The sequence below is a fragment of the Microvirga medicaginis genome, from assembly GCF_052658925.1.
Genome location: NZ_JBQWEL010000007.1, coordinates 123,797 through 148,664, shown reverse-complemented (window position 1 = coordinate 148,664; position 24,868 = coordinate 123,797). Strand labels below are relative to the sequence as shown.

At 58.4% G+C, this 24,868-nt stretch carries 20 protein-coding genes; 3 read left to right on the top strand and 17 right to left on the bottom strand.

Translation table 11 applies throughout. The features are described from left to right. The first annotated feature begins 409 nt into the window (after positions 1–409). The gene (locus tag ACUXUR_RS11630; RefSeq protein ID WP_445502509.1) at positions 410–2,605 is read left to right on the top strand and encodes a right-handed parallel beta-helix repeat-containing protein; all 2,196 of its coding nucleotides are present in this window, start codon (positions 410–412) and stop codon (positions 2,603–2,605) included. 246 nt (positions 2,606–2,851) lie between these two features. Here ACUXUR_RS11630 and ACUXUR_RS11625 read toward each other — a convergent pair whose 3' ends face one another. After that, positions 2,852–4,279, bottom strand: coding sequence for a glycosyltransferase family 2 protein (locus tag ACUXUR_RS11625; RefSeq protein WP_445502508.1), 1,428 nt, complete (start codon positions 4,277–4,279; stop codon positions 2,852–2,854). 55 nt (positions 4,280–4,334) lie between these two features. Then, positions 4,335–6,383: a GGDEF domain-containing protein gene (locus tag ACUXUR_RS11620; RefSeq protein WP_445502507.1), complete on the bottom strand. Its 2,049-nt coding sequence runs from the start codon at positions 6,381–6,383 to the stop codon at positions 4,335–4,337. A gap of 578 nt (positions 6,384–6,961) precedes the next feature. Here ACUXUR_RS11620 and ACUXUR_RS11615 point away from each other — a divergent pair. Beyond that, positions 6,962–9,106 (top strand): VCBS domain-containing protein, encoded by a 2,145-nt coding sequence (locus ACUXUR_RS11615; RefSeq protein ID WP_445502506.1) that lies wholly within the window; start codon positions 6,962–6,964, stop codon positions 9,104–9,106. A gap of 309 nt (positions 9,107–9,415) precedes the next feature. Here the strand turns inward: ACUXUR_RS11615 and ACUXUR_RS11610 are convergent, their stop codons facing one another. The 4 genes from ACUXUR_RS11610 to ACUXUR_RS11595 all read right to left on the bottom strand — a co-directional run bounded on the left by ACUXUR_RS11610 (position 9,416) and on the right by ACUXUR_RS11595 (position 13,544). Next, entirely contained in the window at positions 9,416–10,636 is a 1,221-nt protein-coding gene (locus ACUXUR_RS11610; protein ID WP_445502505.1) for a DUF1236 domain-containing protein, read from the bottom strand. A gap of 577 nt (positions 10,637–11,213) precedes the next feature. Then, positions 11,214–12,263 carry a sensor histidine kinase gene (locus tag ACUXUR_RS11605; protein WP_445502504.1) on the bottom strand — a complete coding sequence of 350 codons (1,050 nt, stop codon included), beginning with the start codon at positions 12,261–12,263 and terminating at the stop codon, positions 11,214–11,216. A gap of 292 nt (positions 12,264–12,555) precedes the next feature. Next, entirely contained in the window at positions 12,556–12,801 is a 246-nt protein-coding gene (locus ACUXUR_RS11600) for a hypothetical protein (protein WP_445502503.1), read from the bottom strand. Then, complete coding sequence (locus ACUXUR_RS11595) at positions 12,798–13,544, bottom strand: Crp/Fnr family transcriptional regulator (RefSeq protein WP_445502502.1); 747 nt, start codon at positions 13,542–13,544, stop codon at positions 12,798–12,800. Before ACUXUR_RS11595 ends, ACUXUR_RS11600 begins: the two co-directional genes overlap by 4 nt. A gap of 279 nt (positions 13,545–13,823) precedes the next feature. Here ACUXUR_RS11595 and ACUXUR_RS11590 point away from each other — a divergent pair, with 279 nt between their 5' ends. After that, positions 13,824–14,219 carry a response regulator gene (locus tag ACUXUR_RS11590; RefSeq protein WP_445502501.1) on the top strand — a complete coding sequence of 132 codons (396 nt, stop codon included), beginning with the start codon at positions 13,824–13,826 and terminating at the stop codon, positions 14,217–14,219. 255 nt (positions 14,220–14,474) lie between these two features. Here ACUXUR_RS11590 and ACUXUR_RS11585 read toward each other — a convergent pair whose 3' ends face one another. From ACUXUR_RS11585 to ACUXUR_RS11535, 11 genes are all read right to left on the bottom strand, one after another. Then, complete coding sequence (locus tag ACUXUR_RS11585) at positions 14,475–15,245, bottom strand: SDR family NAD(P)-dependent oxidoreductase (protein ID WP_445502500.1); 771 nt, start codon at positions 15,243–15,245, stop codon at positions 14,475–14,477. A gap of 104 nt (positions 15,246–15,349) precedes the next feature. Beyond that, positions 15,350–16,246 carry an NAD(P)-dependent oxidoreductase gene (locus ACUXUR_RS11580; RefSeq protein WP_445502499.1) on the bottom strand — a complete coding sequence of 299 codons (897 nt, stop codon included), beginning with the start codon at positions 16,244–16,246 and terminating at the stop codon, positions 15,350–15,352. 71 nt (positions 16,247–16,317) lie between these two features. Beyond that, positions 16,318–17,154, bottom strand: coding sequence for a sugar phosphate isomerase/epimerase family protein (locus ACUXUR_RS11575; RefSeq protein ID WP_445502498.1), 837 nt, complete (start codon positions 17,152–17,154; stop codon positions 16,318–16,320). Positions 17,155–17,192: 38 nt separating this feature from the next. Beyond that, positions 17,193–18,221: a quinone oxidoreductase family protein gene (locus tag ACUXUR_RS11570; protein WP_445502497.1), complete on the bottom strand. Its 1,029-nt coding sequence runs from the start codon at positions 18,219–18,221 to the stop codon at positions 17,193–17,195. A gap of 49 nt (positions 18,222–18,270) precedes the next feature. After that, positions 18,271–18,585 (bottom strand): putative quinol monooxygenase, encoded by a 315-nt coding sequence (locus ACUXUR_RS11565; protein ID WP_445502496.1) that lies wholly within the window; start codon positions 18,583–18,585, stop codon positions 18,271–18,273. A 7-nt stretch (positions 18,586–18,592) separates the two neighbouring features. After that, the gene (locus ACUXUR_RS11560; RefSeq protein WP_445502495.1) at positions 18,593–20,044 is read right to left on the bottom strand and encodes an aldehyde dehydrogenase family protein; all 1,452 of its coding nucleotides are present in this window, start codon (positions 20,042–20,044) and stop codon (positions 18,593–18,595) included. A gap of 81 nt (positions 20,045–20,125) precedes the next feature. Beyond that, a complete protein-coding gene (locus ACUXUR_RS11555; protein ID WP_445502494.1) occupies positions 20,126–21,190 on the bottom strand; it encodes an SDR family oxidoreductase in 1,065 nt (354 codons plus the stop codon). Between the two features lie 3 nt (positions 21,191–21,193). Continuing rightward, on the bottom strand, positions 21,194–22,024 hold the full coding sequence (locus ACUXUR_RS11550; RefSeq protein WP_445502493.1) for a sugar phosphate isomerase/epimerase family protein: 831 nt from the start codon (positions 22,022–22,024) through the stop codon (positions 21,194–21,196). Between the two features lie 56 nt (positions 22,025–22,080). After that, positions 22,081–22,935 (bottom strand): NAD-dependent epimerase/dehydratase family protein, encoded by an 855-nt coding sequence (locus tag ACUXUR_RS11545; RefSeq protein ID WP_445502492.1) that lies wholly within the window; start codon positions 22,933–22,935, stop codon positions 22,081–22,083. A 35-nt stretch (positions 22,936–22,970) separates the two neighbouring features. After that, positions 22,971–23,993: a Gfo/Idh/MocA family protein gene (locus ACUXUR_RS11540; protein ID WP_445502491.1), complete on the bottom strand. Its 1,023-nt coding sequence runs from the start codon at positions 23,991–23,993 to the stop codon at positions 22,971–22,973. Between the two features lie 60 nt (positions 23,994–24,053). After that, positions 24,054–24,728 carry a hypothetical protein gene (locus ACUXUR_RS11535; RefSeq protein ID WP_445502490.1) on the bottom strand — a complete coding sequence of 225 codons (675 nt, stop codon included), beginning with the start codon at positions 24,726–24,728 and terminating at the stop codon, positions 24,054–24,056. Positions 24,729–24,868 lie beyond the last annotated feature (140 nt).

The window sequence follows — 24,868 nt, the reverse complement described above, 5'->3', positions numbered from 1 at the left end:
GGGCGAAATCGTGACGATATTGAACTAATGTTCGATTTCTAAAGGTACTTACCTTCCAAAGGCTCAACTTACTCTTCAGCAGGAAGGCCATTGAGATATAGAGAGAGGATCCTCTGTCCATGCGGTGACAGGCCATCCCTCACACGCAGGAAAGACGAAACAGCTGAGCGACTTGATGAGAAATACTTAAAAGACTGGCATTCCTACATTCGCTGCTCGCCACAGCTCAGGAGCAACGCGAGGCCTTCGCATGCAAACCGTCTCCCTCCTCGCATTTTCTCGTCGCGAGCCACATTGCCGGAAAGCGCCTTACCTCCAATTTCGATCAACTAACCCTTAGTTGCAGTGGATACTGAATTTCGATGGAGCTTTCCTTGGCTGGCTTTAATGCACAGAGAGGGAATCGGCCATGGCTGCACCAATCTTCACTGTTGCCCCAGCCACAGGCGACGCCAGGAAGGATACAGCCGCCATCAAAGCGGCGATTCAAGCAGCCCATCAGGCCTACCTGCAGAATCCTACCGAACAGGTGAAAGTGCAACTCGGTACGGGAACATACGTCGTCACAGGTGATCCTAATAATTCATCGGTCGGCCCTGTAGAGTTGTTGTCAGGCGTTGCCCTCGTCGGCAACGGCATGGGGCAAACCACAATCAAGCTCGCCGATGACTTCAATGCCAGGATCAACGGCATCGTTCGGACAGCGCTGCAGACAGTCGAACACGTCACGGTTGCCAACCTGACCATCGATGGCAATCGGGCCAACAACGTCGAGCATCAGGCGGGCTTCATCTGCGGCATCAAGGAGGACGGGTCGGGGCGCACTCAATCCGACATCACCTTGTCGGGCGTCGAGATCAAGAATTGCACGGCCTACGGCTTCAACCCTCACGAGATCACCTATGACGTCACGATCAAGGACTGCGTCTCTCACGGCAATGGCCTTGATGGTTTTGTGGCCGATGGCGTAGTTGGCGGCACGTACGAAAACAACCTGGCTTTCGATAACGATCGTCACGGTTTCAACATCCAAAACGCAACCGCCAATCTCGATCTGATCAACAACAAGGCTTACGCAAACGGATCGGCAGGCGTCACCATCCAGCGCGGCGATCTCTTCCGCGAGGGTGAGACGACCATCGAATGGGTAACCGACATTCAGATCATCGGCGGCGAGTATTACGGGAATACGAAGGAAGGCATTCTCGTCAAACTCTCGGACGACGTCACCATCGATGGGGCGAGGATTCACGACAACCTGCGTCAAGGCATCCGGATTGAGGGATCGACTGACACGGTCGTGCAAAACAGCATGGTCTTCAACAATTCGCAGGAAGCCGACAATACCTATGACGAGATTCAGATCCGCCTGCGTGTGGATACTGTCACGGGCAAGACCTATTACGCGACCCAAACACAGGTCCTGAGCAACACGATCTACTCGGATGGCAGCATCAACGCGCGCTACGGTGTGCGCGAAGAAGCCACGAATGATGATGGCGGACCGACGGGAACACTCGTCTCCGGCAATTCGATTTCCGGAATGGACTCTGGCTCCGTTTCCGTACCGAACTACATCTGGCTTGGCACGAGTGGAGACGACACCCTTGAAGGCACGACGGGCGGCGAGGAGATGCGCGGTTTGGCGGGCAACGACACCTATGTCGTCAATCATTCCGGAGATAAAATTGTCGAAGCTGCGGGAGAAGGAACTGACACTGTCCGATCGAGCATTACGTATACCTTGCTGGCCAATGTCGAAAACCTGACTCTGACAGGCACGAAGGTCATCAATGGACACGGGAATGAACTTAACAATACCGTCGTCGGCAACAGTGCCGCCAATACCTTGAAAGGCAATGACGGCAACGATACGGTCGAGGGTGGGCTCGGAGCGGATTCACTCTACGGTGGATTGGGCGACGATGCCTTCGTCTTGCGCAAGGGCGAGTTCGGAGGCGATACGATCTTCGACTTCTCCGGCAACGGCAGCGCCACAGGAGACCGGCTGGAGTTCGTCGGGTTTACCAGCAACGCGACACTGACCCAGACCGGTGCCAACACCTGGAGGGTCACGGACGGGACCTACACGGAGACATTCCAAATCGCAGGTGGAGCAGCCGTCCATTCAAGCGACCACAATCTGAAATCCGGCTCAGAGCCCCCTCCCCCGACAACGCAGTATCCAGCCATCGCCATTGGCACCACGCAGTTGGAAAAGCTGGCGTTGAACAAGTTCACCCTTGTCAGCCTCAGCACCGCTCAAGGCGGGCAGGCCGTCGAGAACAGAACCAAGGGTGTGGAGGCCACCGCAAAAGGTACGTTCACGGGTGAGACCGGAACCTACAAGGTGAAGGTTGTCTATTACGATGAGAGCGACGGTGCCTCTCCCATGGGCATTCGCGTCAACGGAACCACAGTCAGCTCCTGGGTCGCCGACAAGCAGCTCGGTTCAACGGGTGCGGATTCCAAAACGCTCACCTTCTACGAAGCCACTCTGCAGCTCACGACGGGAGCGACCCTGGAAATTTACGGCACACGTCAAGGTGATGAACTCGTGCGGATCGACACTCTCTCTGTCAACAAGTGGGACCTGATTGCGTGAGCCTGCCAGACGACGAGAAAAGGCAGCGGGGCGATGAAAAGGCCCCGCGCAGAGACTCAAGCGAGGGATTGCGGATCCTCATCGATTGCAATTGCCTGCTTGAGATTGTCCGATCACGTGGCGGATCCGAACGTCCTGGACATGACCCGGAAGAATTGCCTTCACGCTGTAGGCCCGCAATGCGGGCCGTCACCAGAACACGTCATCGGGGACCAAAGACAAATTCGTGCGGCTCTGTTCTCAAGCTCAATGCCATTTCATCCGCGTGCCCCTTGCCTCGTCAATTCCGGCAATAGCCCAGCCACTGTTTACAACGATGCTTAGGTAGAGGTCCATCAGGAGAGAGAATGGAAGCAGGGCAAGATCATCCTCCTGAACCAGGATATAGATGATTGCCGTCATAAGATTCAGAAGCCCCACCCCCAAAAGCCATGTCAGGATGCCAGACAGATCCACGCCGACTGCACCTGCGGTCGCCACGAAAGCCCAAAAAGCAAAATTGACGATAGGGATGAGCAGGATGTCGAGGCTATAGGCCGCCTTCACCACGAAGTTAGTGCGAGGATTGTTCACTCGTGCGAGCTCCTTGAGCTCACGCCGGTAGGCGCGGATCACTTGGAACGTGCCGCGCATCCACCGATAGCGTTGGCTGATCAGCGTATCGGGCCGGCTTGGGCCTTTCGTAAAGGCGACTGCACGCGGCTCATAAACCACCCTGCCGCCCAAAGCCAGGGCCGAAAGGGATAGCTGGAAATCCTCGGCGAAGGTTTCTCCAGACAAGGGCCCATAAACCTTTCCGCGCTCGTCGCCATGACTATCAACAGGGCGGTTATTGCAGGGTAATGCCGCTACTTTTTCCATGATGGACCTGCGATAGAGCCCAATCGCACCCGGAACAATTGTTACAGTTCCAAAGGCGCTGAGGCACATTCGCATTCCTCCATTGCCGAGAACATACTCCAGCGCCTGGAGACGCGTCAGCAAATTGAAGCGGTTACGGATCGTCACCTGACCGGCAACCGCGACAATCCCGGGATCACGCTGGATCCGTGCGACTGCGATCCAGAGCGTGTCGTGCCTCAGTCGAGAGTCGGCATCCACGCACAGAATGAGTTCGCCCCTGGATCGTTGGTATCCGAAATTGAGGGCGCTCCACTTGCCACCATTGGGTTTCGTGTAGACCCGCACACTGCACCGGTCGTAGTCGCCCTCAAGGGCCTTCGCGAGAGCATACGTCTCGTCCTTGGAGCCGTCATCGACCACGATGACCTCGAAGCTGGGATAATCAAGTGCTATAAGCGACTGGATTGCCGCCGCCATGGTCTCGGCCTCGTTGCAGGCGGGGACCAGAATTGAGACGAAGGGCTGAACGGAGGCTTTGACAGGCTTGGTCTGCGCCTCCTTATTGAAGGTATGGAACGCAATCCCGTGAACCAGGCACCAGCGCAGCATGGTGAGGAAGCACAGGGCCCCCAGGATCAGATTGCCGATGAAAGCGAACCAGCCCCAGTCATAGGTCAGGAGGATCGTCTCCTGGAGTGACCACGGAAGTGTCAGCGTTAGAAACAGACCATACGCGTAGGTCGTCCCCATGAGCATCTGGACCAGCACATGAGGATAATCGCGCGTCAGCGAGCGAAACTCGGACTGCGCTGCCGTGGAGCCACTACTCATGAGATTGCTCTTGTGAACCTATATGCGGATCAGAGTGCCGCACCCGCGCCTGCTGTCAGGCCTGGGCACGATCCGACGATGGGGATGACGTGGAACTCCGCTCTCCATCATCGCCAGAGTGGCTGGCTCGGTATAATGCGGGCAGAATGGAGACTTCACCAGGATGGGGCTCAGCGGCCGAGACAGTCACGGAGATGCGCAATGAGGGTTTGTCATCGAAGGTCAGGTTTTCGGCTGTGCTGTGAACTCGCTGTGCCACCACTTCGACACCCGCCTGGTCGGTTTCCGGCAAAAGCAGCACAAGCTCCTCCCCGGACCAGCGACCCACTTTGTCGCTTTCCCGCATCCCGGAGCAGCGTTCCGCAAGAGATTGAAACACCAGATTACCCACATCCCGCCCATAGGCTTTGTTGATGTCCCGCAGGTTATCAATTCTGATCAGAAGAATCCCGAGGGGCGTGTGGTTCGAAATGGCGTTTCGGATGTCGGCCTCCGCCGCTTCCAGGAAGCGATCTCTGGTCAGGATCGTACGGGCCATGTTTTGCGGCCTGCGGCTTCTGAACTCCACGACAGTGCCGGTTGTCTCAGGGGTGGGTGCTGCCTGCGGTTGAGCCTCAAGATTTGAGTCGCGCTGCCTGCGGCTTGAGCCAAACCCAAGGCAGATAAGACCCACAACGGCCAGCAATGCCCCTCCCTGGAAGCCCCGACCGGCGTAAAAGGCGGGCTGCCAGAGCAGCCGGACTTTCACATCTCGCCCGGCCCCGAGAGCTGTCACCGTCTCGAGGGGAAGTTCAACGTCAAAGAGAGCAACCACTCGACCTGGCTCTGAGGTCCTTTCGATCTTCTGGAACTTGCCATCGAACCGCTTGACCAGCGTCGGGTCTTCCAGCGCAAACTGCACGCCTTCGGTGCTTGCTACGCTATCGGCTTCACGCTCGAACATCAGCACGCGGGCCGTAAAACCGCTCCCTGAGGCAATGGCAAGTACTGGTGCATTGTCCGCAGCAAGGCCGGGAGATGGGTGGCGGTACACGACCTTGCCTTCGAACGGAACCTTGGCGATGGTGGTTTCGGTAATCTTTTGACGTTCTGCCTGGAGCGTTTCCACCCGCGTCTTGGCCGCTGCCATCTCACTCTCGACTTGAGAATTGGCGCGCGCGCGGTCTGCTTCGAGCAGGCGCTCGACGTCCTGGTCGGCAGTCTTAAGTTCGGCCGCTTTTTTGTCGGCTTCGATGATGCTCTGGCGAACAGCTTCAAGCTGCTGTGTGAAGGTGGCGTTCGAGGTCTCGTACCGCTCGTTGAGCGACTCAGCACGACGTTGAAGCTCTGTGACAGCAACCTGATCCCGATTGTGATCGAGTTGGAGCGCGAGGTAAGCGCTCGTGCGCTCCTCGACCCTTTGGGATGTCGTCAGTTGCTGGCTGAACATCTTTTGCACGCGGTCCAGCGCAACCTTCGCTGCTTCGACTTGAGCCGTGGTCGTCTCAAGAGACTTCTTTGCCGCGGCAAGATCGGCGTCAATCTGAGCCTTATCCCGTGCCCAACCAGCCTGCAAGGCAAGGTGGTCCCGCTCCAGATCGCGCCACGACCGCTGCAGCTCAAATTGCAGCTGCCGCTGCTGATCAAGTTGAGCCCTTAACTGCGCCTGCCGCTGAACCAGAATGACATCCAATGGGAGCGCCCGAGCCTGAAGGGTCTCAATCTGGGTGGCAGCTTCTTTGATCTGTTTGTCAATGACGGCAAGTTGCCCTTCGATAGCGGTCGGACGGAACTCAGCAACCACGGCGCCCGGTGTCACACGCTCCTGGTGCGCAATCAGCGACACAGTGGCGTCGCGGCGGTTGTGAACAACAAACAGGTCCTTCCCTTCGACTACGCCGGAGCGTGGCGTGAAAGTATCCACGGCCCAACTCGCAACCGTGGCAAGGAAGCCTAAAGCAAGAGCCGTAAAACCGATTTTGACAAGAGTGGGTGTGGTCGAGACCGCGCCTCTGTTTCGTCTTACCCAGACAACGGAGGTATAGGAGACGACGAAGATGACGAGCCCCACGAAGCCACTGAAGATGGCAATGCGAAGCAAGTCGCCTGTTGCTAATTCGACCATAACCATGCCCCTTTTGCCACCGACAGCGACCCTGTCTTACTGTCGGTCCCGTCCCACTTATTTATAAGCAACCTAATATTTAGCAGCCCCGCTGCATGGGCTTAACTAATGGATCTTAGCTTAGACCTAGTATTTTTCCCATATCTATTGAATGTCTATCTCAATCGCTCAGCCAGCAAACGTGCGATTCTGCATATCTTATTGTAAAATGGCCACACAGCAGCTTTCATTGACATCAGAACCGCAACAAAACTTTTATATTTTGTTATATCGATGCAATATAGCCTCTAAGATCTTAGTCGCGTCTTTCTCACTGAGAAATAAAAACCTAATTCACAGTGGATTACTACTTTGTAGGTATATCCATTTTGCAATTTTTCGATGAAAGCTAACCCTATCAGCTAACCGTCAGGCTCGCTTAACAGCGATTGATGCAAAAAAGGCGGGGCGGGTCGCAGGAAATACGTCTCGAATGAGGCTCTCTAAGCGGTCCCGGCGAAAGCCGTCTCGATAATCACAAACCACAAGCCTGAACAGCAACACGCACATCACGCGCGTGGAGAAACACGGTTGCATCAATGATCCTGAGCTTCACAAGCTACCTGCTTCAGAACAGCAAGATTTCAGTCAGCGCAGTCCTCAGTGACGGCACTCTGAAAGACGGAACACTCACCCAGAGCCAGTTCTCGACCTTCTACACGGATTGGCTGAAGGCGATCTTCAGCAACACCACGGTTCACGATTGGGTCCAGCAGACATCTGCGTCTGGCTTCACCTACGACGTGAGCAACTTCACCATCAACATCAACCAGAATGGCAGCCTCCTGCCGACGATTACGAACGCCGCAGGCCAGACGCTCGACCAGACCGTTCTGAATGCTCTCTTCACCGACAAGGACTCAATGCTTGTCGGCACCGGCAAGACCTCGCAAGAGCGTTCCTATGTCTACGGCTTTGAGCAAACGACCCTGAAGGCCATGTTCGCCCCCAAGGTTTCAGGTCCCGTGACCGGAGAGGCTACGGAAGACGGCAATGCTGTGTCGCTGAGTGCTCTTGCCAAAGTGACGGATGCCGATACGCCAACCTCATCTCTCACGGTGAATGCCCCGACCAGCTTGCCCCCAGGGGTCTCGTACGATGCTCAGGCGAAGTCCTTCATCCTCGATCCGACGCACACCTCTTTCCAAAGCCTCGCTGCGGGTTCAGAAACCAAGGTAACAGTTGATTACACCATTACAGATGACAGCGGCTTTACAACCTCGGCCTCGGTCATTTGGACTGTGAAGGGAATTAACGACGCTGCTTCGATCAGCGGAGCGCATACTGGCTCGGTCACGGAAGATGGCGTCCAGACGACCAGTGGCACCCTGACGGTCAACGACATCGATACCGGTGAGAACGTCTTCGAAGCCGTCCTGGCAGGTGACCTGACCAAGGACTATGGCAGCTTCACATTTGATGAGAGCAATGGTGCCTGGCAGTTCACGATCGACAATGCGGCGGCCCAGTCGCTCGGCGCCAATGATGTCGTTCACCAGAAGCTGACTGTCATCTCTAAGGACGGCACTGCAAACGAGACCATCACGGTGGACGTGCATGGCGTCAATGACGCTGCTTCAATCACAGGCACGAACGCTGGCTCCGTCACCGAAGACAATATCCAGACGGCAAACGGCACGCTGGCCGTCCACGATGTCGATTCTGGCGAGAACCTCTTCCAGGCCGTAGCCTCTGCCGATCTCGCGAAGGCTTATGGCAGCTTCACGTTCGATGCGGACACCGGCGCCTGGGATTTCACGATCGACAACGACGCCGCCCAATCGTTGGGAACCGGTGAGATCGCTCTGCAAAGCCTTACCGTCCTCTCGAAGGATGGCACAGCGTCCGAGACGATCACGGTTGAGGTTCACGGAATCAACGATGCCGCCTCAATTAGCGGCACGAAGTCCGGGACCGTTTATGAGGACGCTGCCTCACCGGGCGAACTCTCCACGGCCTCAGGCACTCTGACCGTGTCCGACGTGGACAGCGGCGAGAACGTCTTCCAAGCTGTGTCGGCCGGAAGCCTCGTGAAGGAGTACGGTGCCTTCACCTTCGATGCCAAGACCGGCGCTTGGGAGTTCACCATCGATAACGCTGCGGCGCAGTCGCTGGGGGCTGGCCAAGTGGTCCAGCAGACCCTTACCGTCACGTCAGAAGACGGGACGGCCTCCGAGACCATCACGGTTAACGTTGTGGGCAAGGCCGAGCCGGTAATGACCCCAACCAAGGTCGTTCTCTCCGACTTTGAGACTGGGACGCTTGCGTCCAATGGCTGGACCGTCACGACCGGCGGCGTTGGAAATGACGGCGGAGCAACCGCTGCCATCACAACAGTAGCGGGAAACAAGGCCGCTGAAATTGTCGCCACAGCGTCGATCAGCAAAACCGTCTCTCTCACGGCCGGCGACGTGTTCCAGTTCGACTGGATGTTTGACTCCGTTCGCCCTTCGGTCGCAGACCAGGGCAACGACATCGCGTACTATATCGACCAAGCAGGGGCGAAGCACACGCTTGCAACCGCGTTCAGCGGCGATACGGCCTGGGCGACGAGCAAATTCACCGCTGCTGCGGATGGCACGTACACCTTTGTGATTGGCGTCGAAAACGACGGAACGGCAACTTACGCGAACACCTATGACTCGAAGCTCTACGTTGACAACGTTCTGTTGTTTGACATCTAGGCCAACGAGTTCTGCTCGGCAAAAGGGGGCTAAGCGCCCCCTATTGTTGTTCTCATCGTGGGCGAACTCCGCTTGAATCGGGCTCGATGAACAACCCATTCCCTCAGTCAAGGCACGAATGGCCTCGAGGCGGAGTCCAGGTTCGGCGCTGACGCTGCGCACGTGTCCTCAGCGGTCAACGGTTTCTACCCGGTTCATGCGGCCGCGTAATGGGCTTGCAGCGGCCGGAACCTGGTCTCGCCTGCGGCAACCGGTGGGGTCTCTCTAAAACGGTGGCGGAGGGAGATCATTTCCCTCCGCCCGCTCGGCTTACTCGATGACTTCGATCACGCGGCGCGTCTCGGGCTCGACCAGCGCAGCCTCATCGTCGATCACCACGTAGCGATAGGTGCGAAGCTCCGGCACCTCCGAGACGATCGTCTGCGGCACCTCCAGGATCTCTACCTCCTGGGGCAGCGTAATCCCTTCGCGCAGTTCCACCTTGGTCGAGGTCGTACGCGTGGATCCGGTGGTCTCTACCGAGGTCTTGAACTTCTTGCGCTGCTCGCTGCTCAGGCTGACGGAGGCGGACTTACGGGAGCCTCCGGACTTGTGGATCACCTCCACGATCTTCTTCGTCCGGGGCTCGACGATCACGATCTCGTCCCGCACCACGACGTACTGGTAACCGCGGTACTGCGGGACGATCCGCACCACCTCAGCCGGCAGCGGCGCCAGACGGACCTCATCCGTGATGGTGGAGCCGACCGACACATTGAAGTTGACGTTCGAGACCGTGTTCACGTTGGTGTTGCTGAAGACCTGCGTCACCTCGGAGCGCTGCTCGGTGTTCAGGTTCGCCACAGCGTTCGTCGTGGTGTTCGACGAAGCGGTAGATGACGTGCTGGACGAGGCTCCTGCCGCGCCGCTCTGCTGGGTTGTGGAGCCCTGTTGCGTACTGGAGCCCGACTGCTGTGTGGTGGAGGCCGATTCCGACTGGGTGCTCTGCGGCTGCGAGGAACCCGTGGTCGAGCGCTGCTGGCTGTTGCCGGTTGTCTGCGAAGTCGAGCCGGAGCCCGTCTTCTGGTTCTCCTGTGCGCTGGTTGCCGATTGCGTAGAGCCCTGCTGCGGCCGCTTCTGGTTATCGGTGGCCTGGGTCGAGCCCTGCGAGCCAGAGGCTGCGCCTGCCGCAGGGGGGCGCTGGCTCTGCTCGGCCGATCCTGTCGAAGACGGCTTGGACGCATCTTGCGAAGACGAACCCTGACGCTGGACCTGGCTCGGCTGCTCTGATGCGGAGCCGGAGGACGCGGTCGAGCTCTGACTACGGCCGGGGGCGGCCTCGGACTTGCCGGGGGCGTCAGACGAGGCGCTGGGGCGGTTCTGGCCGGGAGCGCTTTCGGACTTTCCAGGCGTCTCCGGCGAGGCTGCCGGCGGCTTGATCTGGCCAGGCGCGGTGCCTGAGGAGCCCGGGGCTTGTGCTTGGGCGAGGACAGGAGCGATGCCAAGAGCCAGGGCTATTGCGGCGGCTGTCGAAAACAGAGTCGTACGCACTGAACGTTCTCCTTTGGATCTGTTCTAATCTCAACAGTCCAACGGAGCGTGGCAGGATCCGTTCCAACATCCCTGCCTAGCATTCAGCAGGCGGATCACCCTGCGGATACGGATCAATGTGGGATACGCACTGCCTGAAACTGCAGAAGATAAAAGATGTTCCCAAGGCTCCTGAAGCCCCTGCCGATGTGAAGCTGTTGCCCGAGATCCGGGATCTGCTCGCAACTAATCAGACCACGCGGCGGGGATAACTACAGGTTGCCTCCGGCGGGTGCAGGATAATTGCAATCGTCCCAAGACTGAAACTCCTCGATGCCGAGTGGACCAGATCGTGGGTTCCGGACGGACACACCCAGCGACGTCAGCCGAGAAGCGTCTCATGGGAGCTCGAGGGAACGGAGCTGTCCTCGTCGCTGCCTGGGGAATGAGTCTCACCTACGGTTTTCAACCTTGGGTACCTTCGGCCTAGATGATGAAGTCTGGTCGACGACATCTTCATAGCCGAGAAGCCCTGAAACCTTCCTAATCCTGCCTCCTGCCCGCTTTGTTACACTCAGAACGATCGTGGACGTTCGCGTCAGCCAGTAAGCGGCGCATCGACTGCACAAACAACGCCGCTTGGGGCGAACTCGATTTTGACTTCACCTCCGAGATCGTCCGCCAAGCTCCGCTCGATCAGACGAGACCCAAACCCACGCCGAGCAGGCTTGTGGACAGGCGGCCCGCCCGTCTCCTCCCACATCAGGTACAAGCGATTGGGGGCATTCGTGCCGTTCAGCTTCCAGCGAATCTTGATTTCTCCGATGCTATTCGACAGCGCCCCGTACTTCACCGCGTTGGTAGCCAGTTCTTGCAGCGCCATCGCGAGGGCGAGGGCCATGCGTGGCGGTACTTGTATGGGGGGTCCCTGCACGTGGATACGGTCTTCCCCGCGACTGCGGTATGGCGCGACGGCTTGCGCGACGATGTCGTGAAGGCCCACGTCAGCCCAGCTTCGGTCAGTCAGGACGTTGTGGACTTGCGACAGCGCAATAAGACGGCTCTCGATTGCACTGGAGGCGTGATCCAGGTCCGGCGCATTGCGAAGGGTTTGCGAGGCGATGGACTGCACCGTCGTCAGCGTGTTCTTTACCCGATGGTTCAACTCGCCGATGAGAAGGTCCTTTTCTCTCACCGCCGCCCTCAACTGGTCCACGACACGCAGACGCTCAAGGGCTGCCCCAAGGAGATTGGCGTAGCTCCTGAGAAACTCGATATCCGCTTGCGTGAAGTTCCGGGGCGTTTTGCTATCCACTTGAAGAACACCGAAGGGCGGGCGCCCACTGCTGCTCAAAATCAGCACATTCGCGAAAGCCTTAACCCCATGCTCTTTCATGAAATCGTGGTACTCGAACCGTTCTTCCTCCGCGATATTGTTCGAGATGACCGCCCCATCCTTGAGGGTCAGCCCCTCCGGCGAGTTTTCAGCAGCAGTGACAATTACGTGCCCGATGACGCCAGGGTCCCAACCATAGCCCGCGCGAGCTTTGAATGTCCTGCCATCAGGCAGGAGTTCCATGACCTTCGCGAGAGCAGTATCGAGGGCACGACCGACCAACTCGCAACCTTTGTTGAGGATGTCGTCCAAGGCTTCCGTCTTGAGGGCGAGTTCGCCGAACTCCGCCAAGACACGCTGCTGTTCCAGCAAATCGTCTTGGTTTGTGTCCTTCTGATCAGCCATCTCGTGCCTTGCCAAGGTTAATACAGCAAGGTTTTCAATCCTGTTGGTCGGCCTATGGTTCCAAGCAGGTATGGCTAATACCCTCGGCCTTCAGCCCCTTTGTCTTTTTGCGTCCGGTCAATTCATCATCCATGGAGCAACGACCGTCAAAGCCCTCCGCACTCCCGTGAGGGTAAATGATAGGCGAGCGGAAAGCCGTCTACCGCCCTCTGGCCAGGTGCTGCCTGATTCCCTCTTGGGCTGCATCCAGATCGGCGTAGGTTGGCTGACCCAGTCCTTCCAGCCGACCGAACCCTGCTTCCAGGTACCAATGCCCTGATACGCTATCGTACTGGTCACCGAGGTGGGTCAGCACCGCTACAAGCCGATGGTTCTCATCGAAGACCAGCATGCCCTCTTCGTCGCTGCCATTGCCAACCCGCACCGGCTGAAGGGAGAGGCTCATGCGGCCGCATCCTCGCGCACCAAATGAAGGTAGGTCGGGTCGAACTCACCCATCTGCTTCAGCCTGTCCCAATCAGGAATGGTCAACCGTGTTCCTTGCGTGACGATCAGGCCCTCGGCCCGCAGTTGCTGCAGAACCCGGTTGACGTGAACCGTTGTGAAGCCGAGCGCATCGGCGAACTCGCCTTGGGTGATCGGCAGGTCACAGACATGGTCCTCGACCAGGCCCACAGCCCTCAGGCGCACCATCAGCTCACACAGGACATGGGCCATTCGGGTGGGGCCTTCGCGCCGGCCCACATTTATCACCCATTCCCGGAAGATGGCGGCATCGATCAGGGTCTCGCGCCAGAAGGCGGCGGCGAGGCGCGGATAGCGGGTGCAGAGGTCCCACAGGGCCTCGTGGGCGATGAAACCGGCCGTGCAAGGGCTGATCGTGGCCACGCTGTTGTCGAGCACCTTCAGGTGCAGGCTCTGGAGGTCGGGAATGTCGCCGGCGATGGCGAAGGACACGATCTGGCGCTTGCCTTGAACGGTCATCTTGTAGACGCAGGCGAAACCACTCAGGATCAGGCATGAGCGGGAGGGGCGGTCCCCTTCACGCACGATATCCTGGTCTTCTTTGATGACCGTGACCTGCATCGGCAGGCTTTGGAGAGCCTGGCGCTCGTCATTAGTGAGCGTAAAGATGCTCTCCAGCTTGCGGATAAGCGGATTGTGATCGGGATGGAAATTTGAAGGCATGATGGCGCTCCCTTTATTGTAGGCGGGAGCACTCGGATCTCTCAGTCACCAGCGCCTGAAATCGGTTGCCGATAATGAAATCACCATCGCATGCAAGCGAACGTCTGTCATAGACCTATGTTAGTTTCAGAGATTAATTTCACCAATCCAGGCTGACGTGTCTGTGATGGCCGTAATTCCGATCGGCCCCTCTCGACAAGGATCCGGTACAGCTCAGGTCAACTTAAGTGAATGCTGGCTTCTCCGGCCTCCTCTACCGATAAGTTTAGGAGTAGAGAAATGCTGGATCAGCCCCGCTGCTTGATTGTCGAGGATCAGATTCTCATTGCCTTGTTGATCGAGGCATACCTCGAGGAAGCAGGCATTGCCGTGCAGACGGTGGCCTCCATTGCCGAGGCGCGAGCCTGGCTGGAGACCAACACAGCCGACATCGTCATTGTCGGCTTCATGCTCAAAGACCGCCCTGCCACGGAGCTGACAGGTGAACTCAACAGACGCGCCATCCCATTCGTCATCTATTCTGGATACCCTCTGCGCCAGAGCATACCCTCTGAGCTTCAGGGAGCGCCGTGGCTCAAAAAACCGACGAGCCGTAACGATTTGCTGAAGATTGTTCTGAAGACCCTCATGGCCATGTCAGGGCAGGCGCCATCCGCTCCGACGCTTCATTCTTGATCTTTACCTTCCCATCGATCTCCTCCACGAGAAGATGATCGATCCCCCGAGATTGCCAGCCGTTGCACAGGCCCAACTTCGTATCATCACAAAGCCATTTCCGCTCGAGGAAGACAATCAGAACGTAAATGTCGTCAACGGGGCCAACCACGAAATCCCCTGCCTTTGCGAATGTCCACGTCGGCCAGACTAGTTGTCTTCGGGCTTAAATTTCAGAACCGCTAAACAGAGGTCATTTGACGGGTGGCGGACAGGTCAGCGCCTTTTCACGGCAAAGGGTGAGAAGGCCTGCATGATTGGCATCATCTGCATGCGATTAATATTCAAGTGCCGTGGCAGCGTGCAGGACCAGAAGATTGTCTCCGCAATGTCCTCAGCCGTCATTGGAGTGAGGCCCTCATAAATCTTCCCGGCTCGTCCCTGATCCCCCTTCATCCGCACGACTGAGAATTCCGTTTCGGCCATTCCGGGTTCGATGTTGGTGACCCGCACGTTGGAGCCCAGAAGATCCGCGCGTAGGTTGAGCGCGAACTGTTTCACAAACGCTTTCGTGGCACCGTAAACATTGCCGCCAGGATAGGGATAGTCGCCGGCCACCGACCCGAGAAGGACCAGATGTCCTTCGTCGCGCGCGACCATACCCGGCAGAACGGCGCGCACCGTGGAGACCGCACCGTTGATATTTGTTGCGATCATCTGCTCCCAATCGGCGATATCAGCCTCGTGAGCAGGCTCAAGTCCTAGAGCAAGACCAGCATTTGCGACGCACACGTTAGGACGCTTAAAGGGTTCTGGGAGCAATTCAATTGCCTCGAACACTGCCTCTCGGTTCGTGACGTCGAGTTCGATTGTATGACAGCGTTCGCCGAACTCGTCCTTGAGCGCGGCCAAGCGGTCCCGACGTCGCCCCGCTGCAATCACCTTCGCTCCTGCCTGATGGAAACGTCGGCACACAGCGGCCCCGAAGCCAGCTGTTGCACCGGTGACAAGCACCGTCAGGCTCTGTGGATCGAGCATCTGGATCATATTTCAGTCCTCCAAGGTCGGGAGCAAGAGACGTACAGCTGTCGTCTCCCGAACGTTAAAAGCATTCGCTGCATCATGCTTGCAGGCGGAGCAATGGTTCACATTCAAGTGCGCTCATTGTCGATCGGCCGAAAGATTCGGTAAGCAGAGGTGATGTCCTCGTCAGCAAAGCCATTGGCGATAAGCCACTGGTGAAGCTCCGCAACAATTGCCGTGATCGGCATGACGGCGTGGACGGCCTGGCCGAGCGACTGCACCAGCTTCAGGTCCTTTACTAGGCTCTGAATAGTTCCCGTCGGAGCAAAGTCATTCTCAACCATGCGAGGCCAGAGTTGCCGGAGCATTGTTGAATCGGCACGCCCGCCGGCTAAAGCGGCAGGTAGCGCCGCTACATCGAGGCCCGTCCGCTTTGCCAAGCCGAGCGCTTCCGCGAGCACCATCATCGTGCAGGCGACAATGGTCTGGTTGATGAGCTTGGTCGTCTGTCCAGAGCCGATGTCTCCCATGAGAGTCATGCGCTTTCCAAGATGAGCCACGAATGGTCGGATCCGGTCCAGATTAGCCGATGACCCTCCAACCATGATGGTCAACGTTCCGGTCTGCGCTCCTGTCGTGCCTCCCGAGACCGGAGCGTCGACCCACTCCCTCCCGCACCGGCTCTTCAGCTCTGCCGCCATCCGGATGGTTGCATCGGGAGCTACCGTCGACATATCCACAAGAATGCCTCCGGATCGCCGTGCCGTGCCAATCCCTTCGGGCCCGAGGACGACCTCCTCCACGGCAGCAGTGTCGCTGAGGCACGTGAAAATGATCTCCGCATTTTCAGCCATATCCCTCGGGCTCGAACTTGCGATGGCGCCCGCCTGGAGCATGGGATCAAGGCGATCCGGATTACGGGCCCAGACGCGAACAGGAAGTCCGGCGGACAAAAGCCGCATCACCATGGGACTGCCCATTTTGCCCAGTCCGATATATCCGAGAGTGGGATTCAAGGTAGTCATGCAAGTTCAGCTTTCATTCGATCCGGACGCATTCTGGCAGTTCGTCATCGCGCGATGAGCGCGTTTCCGTTCTATTGAGTGAAGCGGCCAGCACCGCCCGCAACATCGAGCTTTCGGGTGCTGTCAAAGAATTCCGCGGCCGGATCGCTGGTCAATCCCACCATTTCCAACACAGGTCGCTCGGTCCATCCGATCGAGCCGAGATCCTCCATCACCGCATTGAAATCAATCGTGCCACACCCTACCGGATCGTGCTTGTAGACTGACAGTCCGGTGTCAGACAGGTGGATCATCTTTAAACGCGATCTGCACCGGCGCAATGCTTCCCGGATGTCCTCTCGGATGAAGGCTCCATTCGCCACATCATAGAGGACACCGACCTCATCGGATCCATAGGCCTCTAGCGTCATCATCAGGCTTTCCGCATCGGGTACAAATGCAAAAGGCATATTTTCGACGAGGATTCGCGTCCCGACTTTGTTTGCAAGAGGCACGAGGACGTCCAGCGCACGATAGAGATGCTCGACAGCCTGCTCACGCGGGATAGGAACGAGCGGATTCAATTTTCCCGGCCCGATGACGACATCCGGCACACATAGGTCACCCGCCAGCTCGACAGTCTTGCGAAGCAAGGAGAGTGAATAGTCCCGCATCTCGCGTGTAGCGGCGGCGATATTGAGATCGATGTTCGGCTGATTGAGCGACCTCAAAGTGAGTGAACGTTCAGACAAAGAGGTCTTGAGCTGCTGACGCGCGCCGCGATCCATATCAGCCGGCCACGCGTGCCCTGGATACATCACCAGTTCGAAGGCGTTGAAGCCCCACTCGGCCAACGCGCTCATGCATTGCTCAGCCGTGTGAGTAACGACATACGAATATGTGGTGATGGCATAATCTGAAGCGGCCATGAGGTTTTCGTTCCTGCGGTTGATATTCTGGCTCCGTGTCAGCCGGGAAAGCCGACAAAACCTTGACAACTTGGGTGCGTCGCACCTGCCCAAGGCAGCAGCAGGGAGACTCCGGTGGTCAGGCGCCCCTCCAGCGCCCGATGCGCCTGCGCAGCATCGACCAAGGAGAAAGTCTGCCTCACCGGGACATCGACAACGCGATTCGATATCGCATCGAAGACCTCTTGGGCCATTGCCAGGAGTTTCTCCCGGGTCGCTGTGAAGGTGGCCAGAGTAGGACGCGTCACATAAAGAGAACCTTTCTGCCCGATCAGAAGGAGATCGAAGTTCTTGATTGGTCCCGATGCATTTCCGAAAGCGCAAAGGAGCCCGCGCGGCTTGATACAGTCCAAAGATGCCGGATACGTCGTCCGACCGATGCCGTCGTAGACAACATCGCAAAGCCCGCCTTTCGTGTAGCTTTTGACGGCAGCCGCGAAGTCCTGATCCGTGTAGATGATCACTTCGTCGCACCCTGCGGCCTTTGCCAGGGCGACCTTCTTGTCCGAGCCGACCGTTCCGATAACCTTTGCGCCCAGGTGCTTGGCCCATCTGCAGAGGATCTGCCCGACACCGCCCGATGCCGCATGGACGAGGATCGTTTGTCCCGCTTCCACCCGGAACGATTGACGCAGAAGATAGTGTGCCGTCATCCCCTTCAGGCAGGCGGCTGCCGCCGTCCGATCGTCGATTGCGTCCGGCAGGGGAATGAGAAAGCGAGTGTCCAGGTTGCGCATCTCGGCATAGGCGCCACCGGTTGCGGTGGCGTAGGCGACCCTGTCTCCTTCCTTGAAATCTGTCACGCCGGGACCGACCATCGTCACGACGCCTGCCGCCTCATTGCCTGGAATGAACGGGAGTTGAGGCGCCTTGTTGATGCCGGTGCGAAAATAAGTGTCAATGAAATTGACGCCGATCGCCCGGTGCCTGATCTGGACCTGTCCTGGACCTGGTGGCACGAGGTCTTCATTCTCGACCTTCAGGACCTCCGGTGCGCCAGTCTCGTAGAAACGTACGACAACGCTCATGAGGCATCCCCCTCTTCAAGTCTCCGACGTTGGATCCGCGCGCCACGGATCAAGGTAGACCATCCTGAGGGTTCCGCCTGCCCGGATTCCAGAACCACCATTTCCGATCCATCACCCAATCCCTGACATCCTCGCGGAAGGCCAAATAGTGCGACGACTTCCGGTGAACCTCGAGTGCCGCATCATCCGCGTAGATTTCGATGAGCAGGAACAAGGTGGGATCATCCCGCTCCTGGAAGAAATCGAACCGCAGACATCCGTCCTCCCGTTCCAGGCTGATGGCCGCATGGCGCTCCAGCCTGGCGCGGAACGGTTCAATCACATCTTCCCTCACCTTCAGGTGAGCCGTGTGCAGAAGGGACATCGTCAGTTCAGAGATTGAAAAGCATCAGGCGTTCTTCGGTCATGTCCCGGATCGCGTAGCGCGGGCCCTCCCGCCCGATGCCACTATCCTTTACACCACCATAAGCGAGCTGATCCGTGCGCCAGGTCGAGCTGCCATTGATGATGACGCCACCTGTGCGGATCGTGCGAACGGCCCGGATGGCGAGATCGATGGATTTGGTGAAGACGCCGCACTGCAATCCGAACCGGCTGTCGCTGATCGTGCGGCAGACCTCGTCGAAATCCTTGTAGGGCAGAATACTGACGACGGGACCGAACACCTCGTCACACACGACTTTCATCGATGACTTTACGTCGACGAGAACGGTCGGCTGAAGTTGCGCTCCTCTGCGCTCTCCCCCTGTGAGGACACGCGCTCCACCCGCCACGGCTTCCTTGACCCATGACTCGACGCGCTGCGCCGTCGGCTCGTTGATCAGCGTGCCGACGTCGGTCGACGGATCGAGCGGATCGCCGAGCTTCAGCTTGGACACCTCGGAGACAACGCCCTCGACGAAGACGCTGTAGACATCCTCATGGACGTAAACGGTCTGCACGGAGATGCAGCTCTGCCCTGCGAGACGCATGGAATTGCGGGCGCAGACTGTGGCGGCCTCCTTGATATCTGCGTCCTTGTGAACAACGGTCTGCCCTGCTCCGCCAAGTTCGAGCGCTACCCGGCGCAGGCCGGATGCCGCCTTGATTTCGGCGCCTACGCGGGTCGAGCCCGTGAAGGTCACGAAGTCGACGCGCGGATCACGCACGAGAGCCGGCCCGACTTCGGGACCATAGAGCGTGTTGAGAACGCCGGCCGGTGTCCCCGCGTCGAAGAACAGGCGGGCCAGTTCGTGCACCACTCCCGGTGCCTGGGGCGGCGCCTTCAGTACGATGGCGTTGCCGGCTGCAATCGCTGGCGCCACCTTGTGGCAGGCGAGATTGAAAGGAGCATTGAAGGGCGTAATCCCAGCTACAACGCCGACTGGGAAGCGCAGCATGATAGCGATCTTACCCGCGCCCATCGCGCTGCCATCCAGCGGGATATGCTCGCCCTCGATACGAATGGCCTCCTCGGCCGAAAGATTGATCGTGTCCTGGGAACGCACAACCTCCCCGCGCGCGTCCTTCAGCGCCTTTCCGGTCTCGCGGGACATGATCTCCGCAATCATGTCGGCCCGTTCCACGAGAAGCGAGGAAACGCGCCGCAGGAGCGCAGCGCGCTCGAAACCGGGCATTCCGGCAATGATCGAGCGGGCGGCAACCGCGGCGCTGAGCGCCGCATCGAGGTCCAGCAGCGTCGAATGCGGCTGATACGACACGATCTCGTTGCGATATGGATCTTTCACAGGATCGGTCTGCGCTCCCTCGCGCCACTCGCCGCCAATCAGCATCGGAATGGTCGGAGCATCGACACGGGCATTCGCAGCTGTACTGGCCATCATCTCTCTCCCTCTTTTATCAGCGTGATCGGCCCCAAAGAACCTATCCTGCAGTATGTAACTGGCGGTATCGCCCGCAAAACTTCACTCGCAGCCGGGCAATATTCCGGCTTTGCGGTAAGCCTCGAATTGCTTTTGGAACATCTGTGCGGAATCCACCGACCCCGCGAAGCCGGTCTGACGAAGACGCGTCAGGCTGGAAAGCAGGTCCCAGTCCTGCCGGAACACGAAATCGCCGAACGCCCACAACGCCACTGATTCCAACGGGCGCCGCTGAAGCCCGTGCCGCGCGACGATCCGATCCCAGACAGGGCCCTTGTCCTGCATCCACGATGCAAGACGGATATCCCGTGGCTCGCCGCATTTGACGCCGAGCATGTCGGCAAGACGTGGCCACATGTAGCGCCAGCGAAAGGCGTCGCCATTCGTGATGTTGAAGGCGCAGTTAGCTCCTTCCACCCTGGTCGACAACCAGAGGATCGCCTCCGCAAGATGATTGCCGTCCGTCACTTCCGTCAGTGTGTCATAGCCCAATACGGTTCCCGGAAAATCGAAGGGAACCGACAGCTCACGGCAGATGGCAGCATAAGCGGCAATGATGGTCGTGAGGTTGCGTGCTCGTGACGGCGCGAAATCACACACGACATTCGGCCGGCAGGCCGACCAGGTCCACCGCTTCCCGCGCTGCAAGGCGGCAAGCGCGTCCTCCTGGTCGTAATAGAAGTTGGGCGGCATATGCCTGGGGTCGTCCTCCTGCGTCGGAGTACGATGGGGACCGAGATGCACGCCATACCATTTCGTGCCCTCGACGAGATGGACATGGGCCAGCTCCGATGAATGCGCCTCGGCCGCTTCGACCACATTCACCAGCATCCGCACATTGGACTCGACATCCTCGATCCCGCCCTCCCCATGCGGCGCGCGGGCGGCATAGAAGACGTGGGTGATCGGCCCTGCCTGGGAGATCGCTCGCCGGACCGATACCCCGTCGAGAAGATCAGCGGCAAGATGAATGAAACCGGACTCCCGCAGGGGCGCCGAGCGCGATATTCCGTGGATTGCCCAGTCGCCCTGGCGCGCCATGGCCGCTACCAGCGAAGAGCCGATGGCACCGGTCGGCCCGACGACGAGAGCGCTCCTACGGACCATGGATCAGCTCCCTGCCTTATAACCGAGAGCGGCAAGTTTTCTCGCGCTGTCAATCGTGTCCATGTCCGGATTTCGCGAGATGACCTCGAGGACCGGCAGCTCGGAATAGCCGATTTCCTCCAGCACCGGAGGCACGGCAGCGAAGGGAACATCGCCGAGACCCACCGCATCGTGCCGGTAGACGGACTTTCCGGTATCGGAAAAGTGCACGAGGCCGAGTCGCTTCTTCACCGTCCTCAAGCCCTGGCATGGGTCCTCGCCGATGAAATGGCCGTTGGCGACGTCATAGATGATACCGATATCGTCATTTCCGTATTCATCGAGAGTCTGCACGAGCGACTGCGCGTCGGGCAGGAAGGCGAAGGGCATGTTCTCGACGAGGAGGCGCACCCCGCTCTTCTTCGCGATGGGATAGAGATGATCGAGCGCCTTGAAGAAATGCCCGACGAGGAACTCGCGGCTCGGCGCGAAGAGTGGGTTGGCCTTTCCAGGGCCGATGACGATGGCGGGAGCCCCCAGATCGCCTGCGAGCGCGACGAACTGAGACAGGAGGCCCAGCGAATACTCACGCATCTGCGGCGAAGCGCCGACGATGTTGAGATCGATGTTGGGCATATTGAGCGATACGATCCGCGTGCCGCTCTCCTCGCAGGCTCGAATGACGTCGCGCTTCGTCGAAGTATCAGCCTCCGAGGGCCAGAGATGGCCGGGATACATCATGAGCTCGAAGCCGGGATAACCCTGCTGGGCGAGATGCCGGATGCATTCGGCGGCAGACATATCGAACGTATAGGAATAGGTGTTGACGGCGAAGATCTTGGCAGGGTCAGTCATGGAAAAGCGATCCGATCGGTGGAGTGCGGGAACGAAAGAGCGAAATTCGCAACTGCCTAGCGAACGGCAAAATCACGCCACGTAAATTGCGGCTCGTATCCGAGTTTCTCTCGAGCATGGGTGATGTCGAACACACCGGCTCTGGGGTTTCTGGAATAAACGTCGCGGCGAATTTCCGGCACCTTGCCAAGGCGCTCCTCGTATATCTCCAGCGTCGGTCGCTCGTTCAACCCATCGGCAGCTCCAATGAAGAAGCAATCATAGCTACCATCAGGATGCTCCAGAGCCAACTGAAGTCCCTGTGCCACGTCCTGCGGCGCGACGTATCCCCAGAAATGATAATTGTGCACGTCCGAGCCGCGTTCCCGCAGTTCCGGATATTCGGGCTCGAACACGATGTGACCGGGGCGGATGACGAGAACCTCCAACTTGCCGCGCGCGGAGAAGCACTTGGAGATGGACTCCGTCACCTCCTTCGAGAGTGAATAGACTTCGCTAGGCCGGATCGGATGCTTCTCGTCGACAGGCAGGTACTGAGGCGCCCAGTTCTTAGGGTTGTAGTGCAGGCCCGTCGCGGAATCGCTCGAGGCGACGACGGCCCGCTTCACGCCGGCATCCTCGGCCGCCTGAAGCACGGCCCATGTGCCCTGCGTGTTAACGCGAAAACAAATCTCAGGGCTGCTCGTCCTCGGGTTCGGAACGGCTGCGAGATGGATCACAGCGTCCACACCCTGAAAGGCCTCGGTCAATCCTGCAAGATCCGTAATGTCCACACTCTGGTAGGCGACACCCGGCACGTCCGACGGCCTCACATCGATAACGGTGATCTCATACTTGTCTTTCAGACGATCCACCACGAAGCGGCCCAGGCGCCCGCTGCCCCCTGTCACGACAACCTTCTTATAGCCCATTTCGTCTATCCTCCCGATATTCGTAAGTTGTATTCTTAGCGCACAAGATCGATCCACCGGCGCTCGGCATGCGAGCGGTAGATCGCTTCTTCGATGCGTAGAGCTTCCAGATATTCGGATGCTACGTTCTCGACCGGCGTTCCTTCCCGGAGATGGCGCACCACATGCTCCTGCAGAGCATGGACGGAGTCGCCCGCATATCCTTTGTTCTCCCAGGAATAGGTGTGTTCCGTCTCAGCGCTGCCGCGCCTGCGGAGCTTAATCCTGCCGAAGCCGTCAACGCGCAGGCTCCCGTCCGAGCCCTCGATCAGCAACTCTCCCATGGTGAGACGCGGGTTCTCGGCCTCGAAGTCGAGAAGCCGGTTGCCGTCGAAAACGCCGGCCGCACCCGAAGCGAAGCTGAACGTCACATAGCCGGAATCCTCACCGGCAATCGCTGGATTGAGACGGCGCAGATGAGCGAAGACCCCGGTGACCTCCCCCATGAGATAGCGGAACACATCGATGGTATGAATCCCGGTTTCATGGATGAGGAAGCGCGGCATCTTTTGAAAATAAGGCTGCCGGTCCAGATAAGCGGAAGGTCCCTGCCCGTCGCCGGGGCGCATTCTGAAGAGTACGTTGTAAGGCTCGCCGATCACGCCGTCGCGCAGCAGGCGACCGGCCTCGCGGTTCCACGGACGGAAGCGCCAGTTCTCATGTGCAACGATGAGGGTGCCTGTGCGCCCCGCTGTCTCCACCAAGGCTCGTGCCTCCTCGAAGGTTGGCGCGAGCGGCTTCTGACAGATGATGGGAATATTCCGCGCTGCTGCAAGCTTGACGAGGGCCGCGTGGCTTTCAGGGGTCGTGATGATGTCGACTAGATCCGGCTTGGTCGTATCGAGCATCTCCTCGGGGTTGGTAAAGACCGCCTTTGCTCCATAGCGACCGGCGAATTCCTCAGCGCGGGCGGTGTTGGAGTGGACACAGATGCCAACCAGTTCGACGCCAGGGATCCGGCTCCAGCTATCGTAGTGATAGTTACTGAAGAACCCTGTCCCGAAAGCAGCGACACGCATCTTGACCTCCGTCCCCGATCGTTGGGAGACAATAGACATCTCACAATCGCAAATGTCAATTTACAATGCTGAATTTTGCGCAAGGAAAGCGAGCGCATAGATTCCGGTCTGCGCATTTTTCGAGATGTCTTCAGGCAAGACGGAGAGCAGCGTATTCAAAGCCGCGTCGGCGCCGTCGCGGTCGGTCGCATGCACGACGATGACGGAGCCGACATAGCGATCCTCGCCTCCGCGCAACTGCTTTTCCCTCGTCGCAATCGTTGAGCGTTCACGGTCGGCCTCCCAGAGCTCGACACCAACGACGCTGTCTTTGTTTATGAGAATGTCCGACACAGTCTTCCAATTCCAATCGTTGGGGGCGGCCTCGTCCCGCTGCGCATCGATGCGCATGGTGACGGCATAGCCACCCTCGGCTTGGCCTACACGGCTCTTCCGCACGCAGACAGTGCGTGAATTGTTGAGGAAGCGTGGTTGAGATTGCAGCGTCCATGGCGTCGGATTGTTGAGACGCACGAGATATTCCTCTGAGGAGAGGACGCCAACATTCTGCGTTACGTAGCGAATGAAGAGGGCAGGACTGCCCTGGACGGCATGATAGCGCCGGACGCTGATGAAGCCGGGAACAGCCAGCCGCTCGAAATGGTGCTCAGCATTATACCAGGCAAGAACCTTCGAGGTGTAATCGGGAATGATATCATGCCAGATCGCCAGTATCCCGCGCTGCTCAGTGTCCATTGTCACACCCCGTTTTGCGATGATGTGAGTTAAGCTACCAAATCAAGAAAAGGCAACCGCCTTATTGGCCCTTGTTGGCAGGTTCCGCATAATTTCATGTTGCGGAAGCAAAGTTAGCGCGCGATGCCGTCTCATGGAAA

Bases quoted from the DNA above. Each gene is read 5' to 3' on its own strand.
- ACUXUR_RS11630 (WP_445502509.1), top strand. From the start codon at position 410: ATGGCTGCACCAATCTTCACTGTTGCCCCAGCCACAGGCGACGCCAGG.
- ACUXUR_RS11625 (WP_445502508.1), bottom strand. From the start codon at position 4,279: ATGAGTAGTGGCTCCACGGCAGCGCAGTCCGAGTTTCGCTCGCTGACG.
- ACUXUR_RS11620 (WP_445502507.1), bottom strand. From the start codon at position 6,383: ATGGTCGAATTAGCAACAGGCGACTTGCTTCGCATTGCCATCTTCAGT.
- ACUXUR_RS11615 (WP_445502506.1), top strand. From the start codon at position 6,962: ATGATCCTGAGCTTCACAAGCTACCTGCTTCAGAACAGCAAGATTTCA.
- ACUXUR_RS11600 (WP_445502503.1), bottom strand. From the start codon at position 12,801: ATGAGCCTCTCCCTTCAGCCGGTGCGGGTTGGCAATGGCAGCGACGAA.
- ACUXUR_RS11595 (WP_445502502.1), bottom strand. From the start codon at position 13,544: ATGCCTTCAAATTTCCATCCCGATCACAATCCGCTTATCCGCAAGCTG.
- ACUXUR_RS11590 (WP_445502501.1), top strand. From the start codon at position 13,824: ATGCTGGATCAGCCCCGCTGCTTGATTGTCGAGGATCAGATTCTCATT.
- ACUXUR_RS11585 (WP_445502500.1), bottom strand. From the start codon at position 15,245: ATGATCCAGATGCTCGATCCACAGAGCCTGACGGTGCTTGTCACCGGT.
- ACUXUR_RS11580 (WP_445502499.1), bottom strand. From the start codon at position 16,246: ATGACTACCTTGAATCCCACTCTCGGATATATCGGACTGGGCAAAATG.
- ACUXUR_RS11575 (WP_445502498.1), bottom strand. From the start codon at position 17,154: ATGGCCGCTTCAGATTATGCCATCACCACATATTCGTATGTCGTTACT.
- ACUXUR_RS11570 (WP_445502497.1), bottom strand. From the start codon at position 18,221: ATGAGCGTTGTCGTACGTTTCTACGAGACTGGCGCACCGGAGGTCCTG.
- ACUXUR_RS11565 (WP_445502496.1), bottom strand. From the start codon at position 18,585: ATGTCCCTTCTGCACACGGCTCACCTGAAGGTGAGGGAAGATGTGATT.
- ACUXUR_RS11560 (WP_445502495.1), bottom strand. From the start codon at position 20,044: ATGATGGCCAGTACAGCTGCGAATGCCCGTGTCGATGCTCCGACCATT.
- ACUXUR_RS11555 (WP_445502494.1), bottom strand. From the start codon at position 21,190: ATGGTCCGTAGGAGCGCTCTCGTCGTCGGGCCGACCGGTGCCATCGGC.
- ACUXUR_RS11550 (WP_445502493.1), bottom strand. From the start codon at position 22,024: ATGACTGACCCTGCCAAGATCTTCGCCGTCAACACCTATTCCTATACG.
- ACUXUR_RS11545 (WP_445502492.1), bottom strand. From the start codon at position 22,935: ATGGGCTATAAGAAGGTTGTCGTGACAGGGGGCAGCGGGCGCCTGGGC.
- ACUXUR_RS11540 (WP_445502491.1), bottom strand. From the start codon at position 23,993: ATGCGTGTCGCTGCTTTCGGGACAGGGTTCTTCAGTAACTATCACTAC.
- ACUXUR_RS11535 (WP_445502490.1), bottom strand. From the start codon at position 24,728: ATGGACACTGAGCAGCGCGGGATACTGGCGATCTGGCATGATATCATT.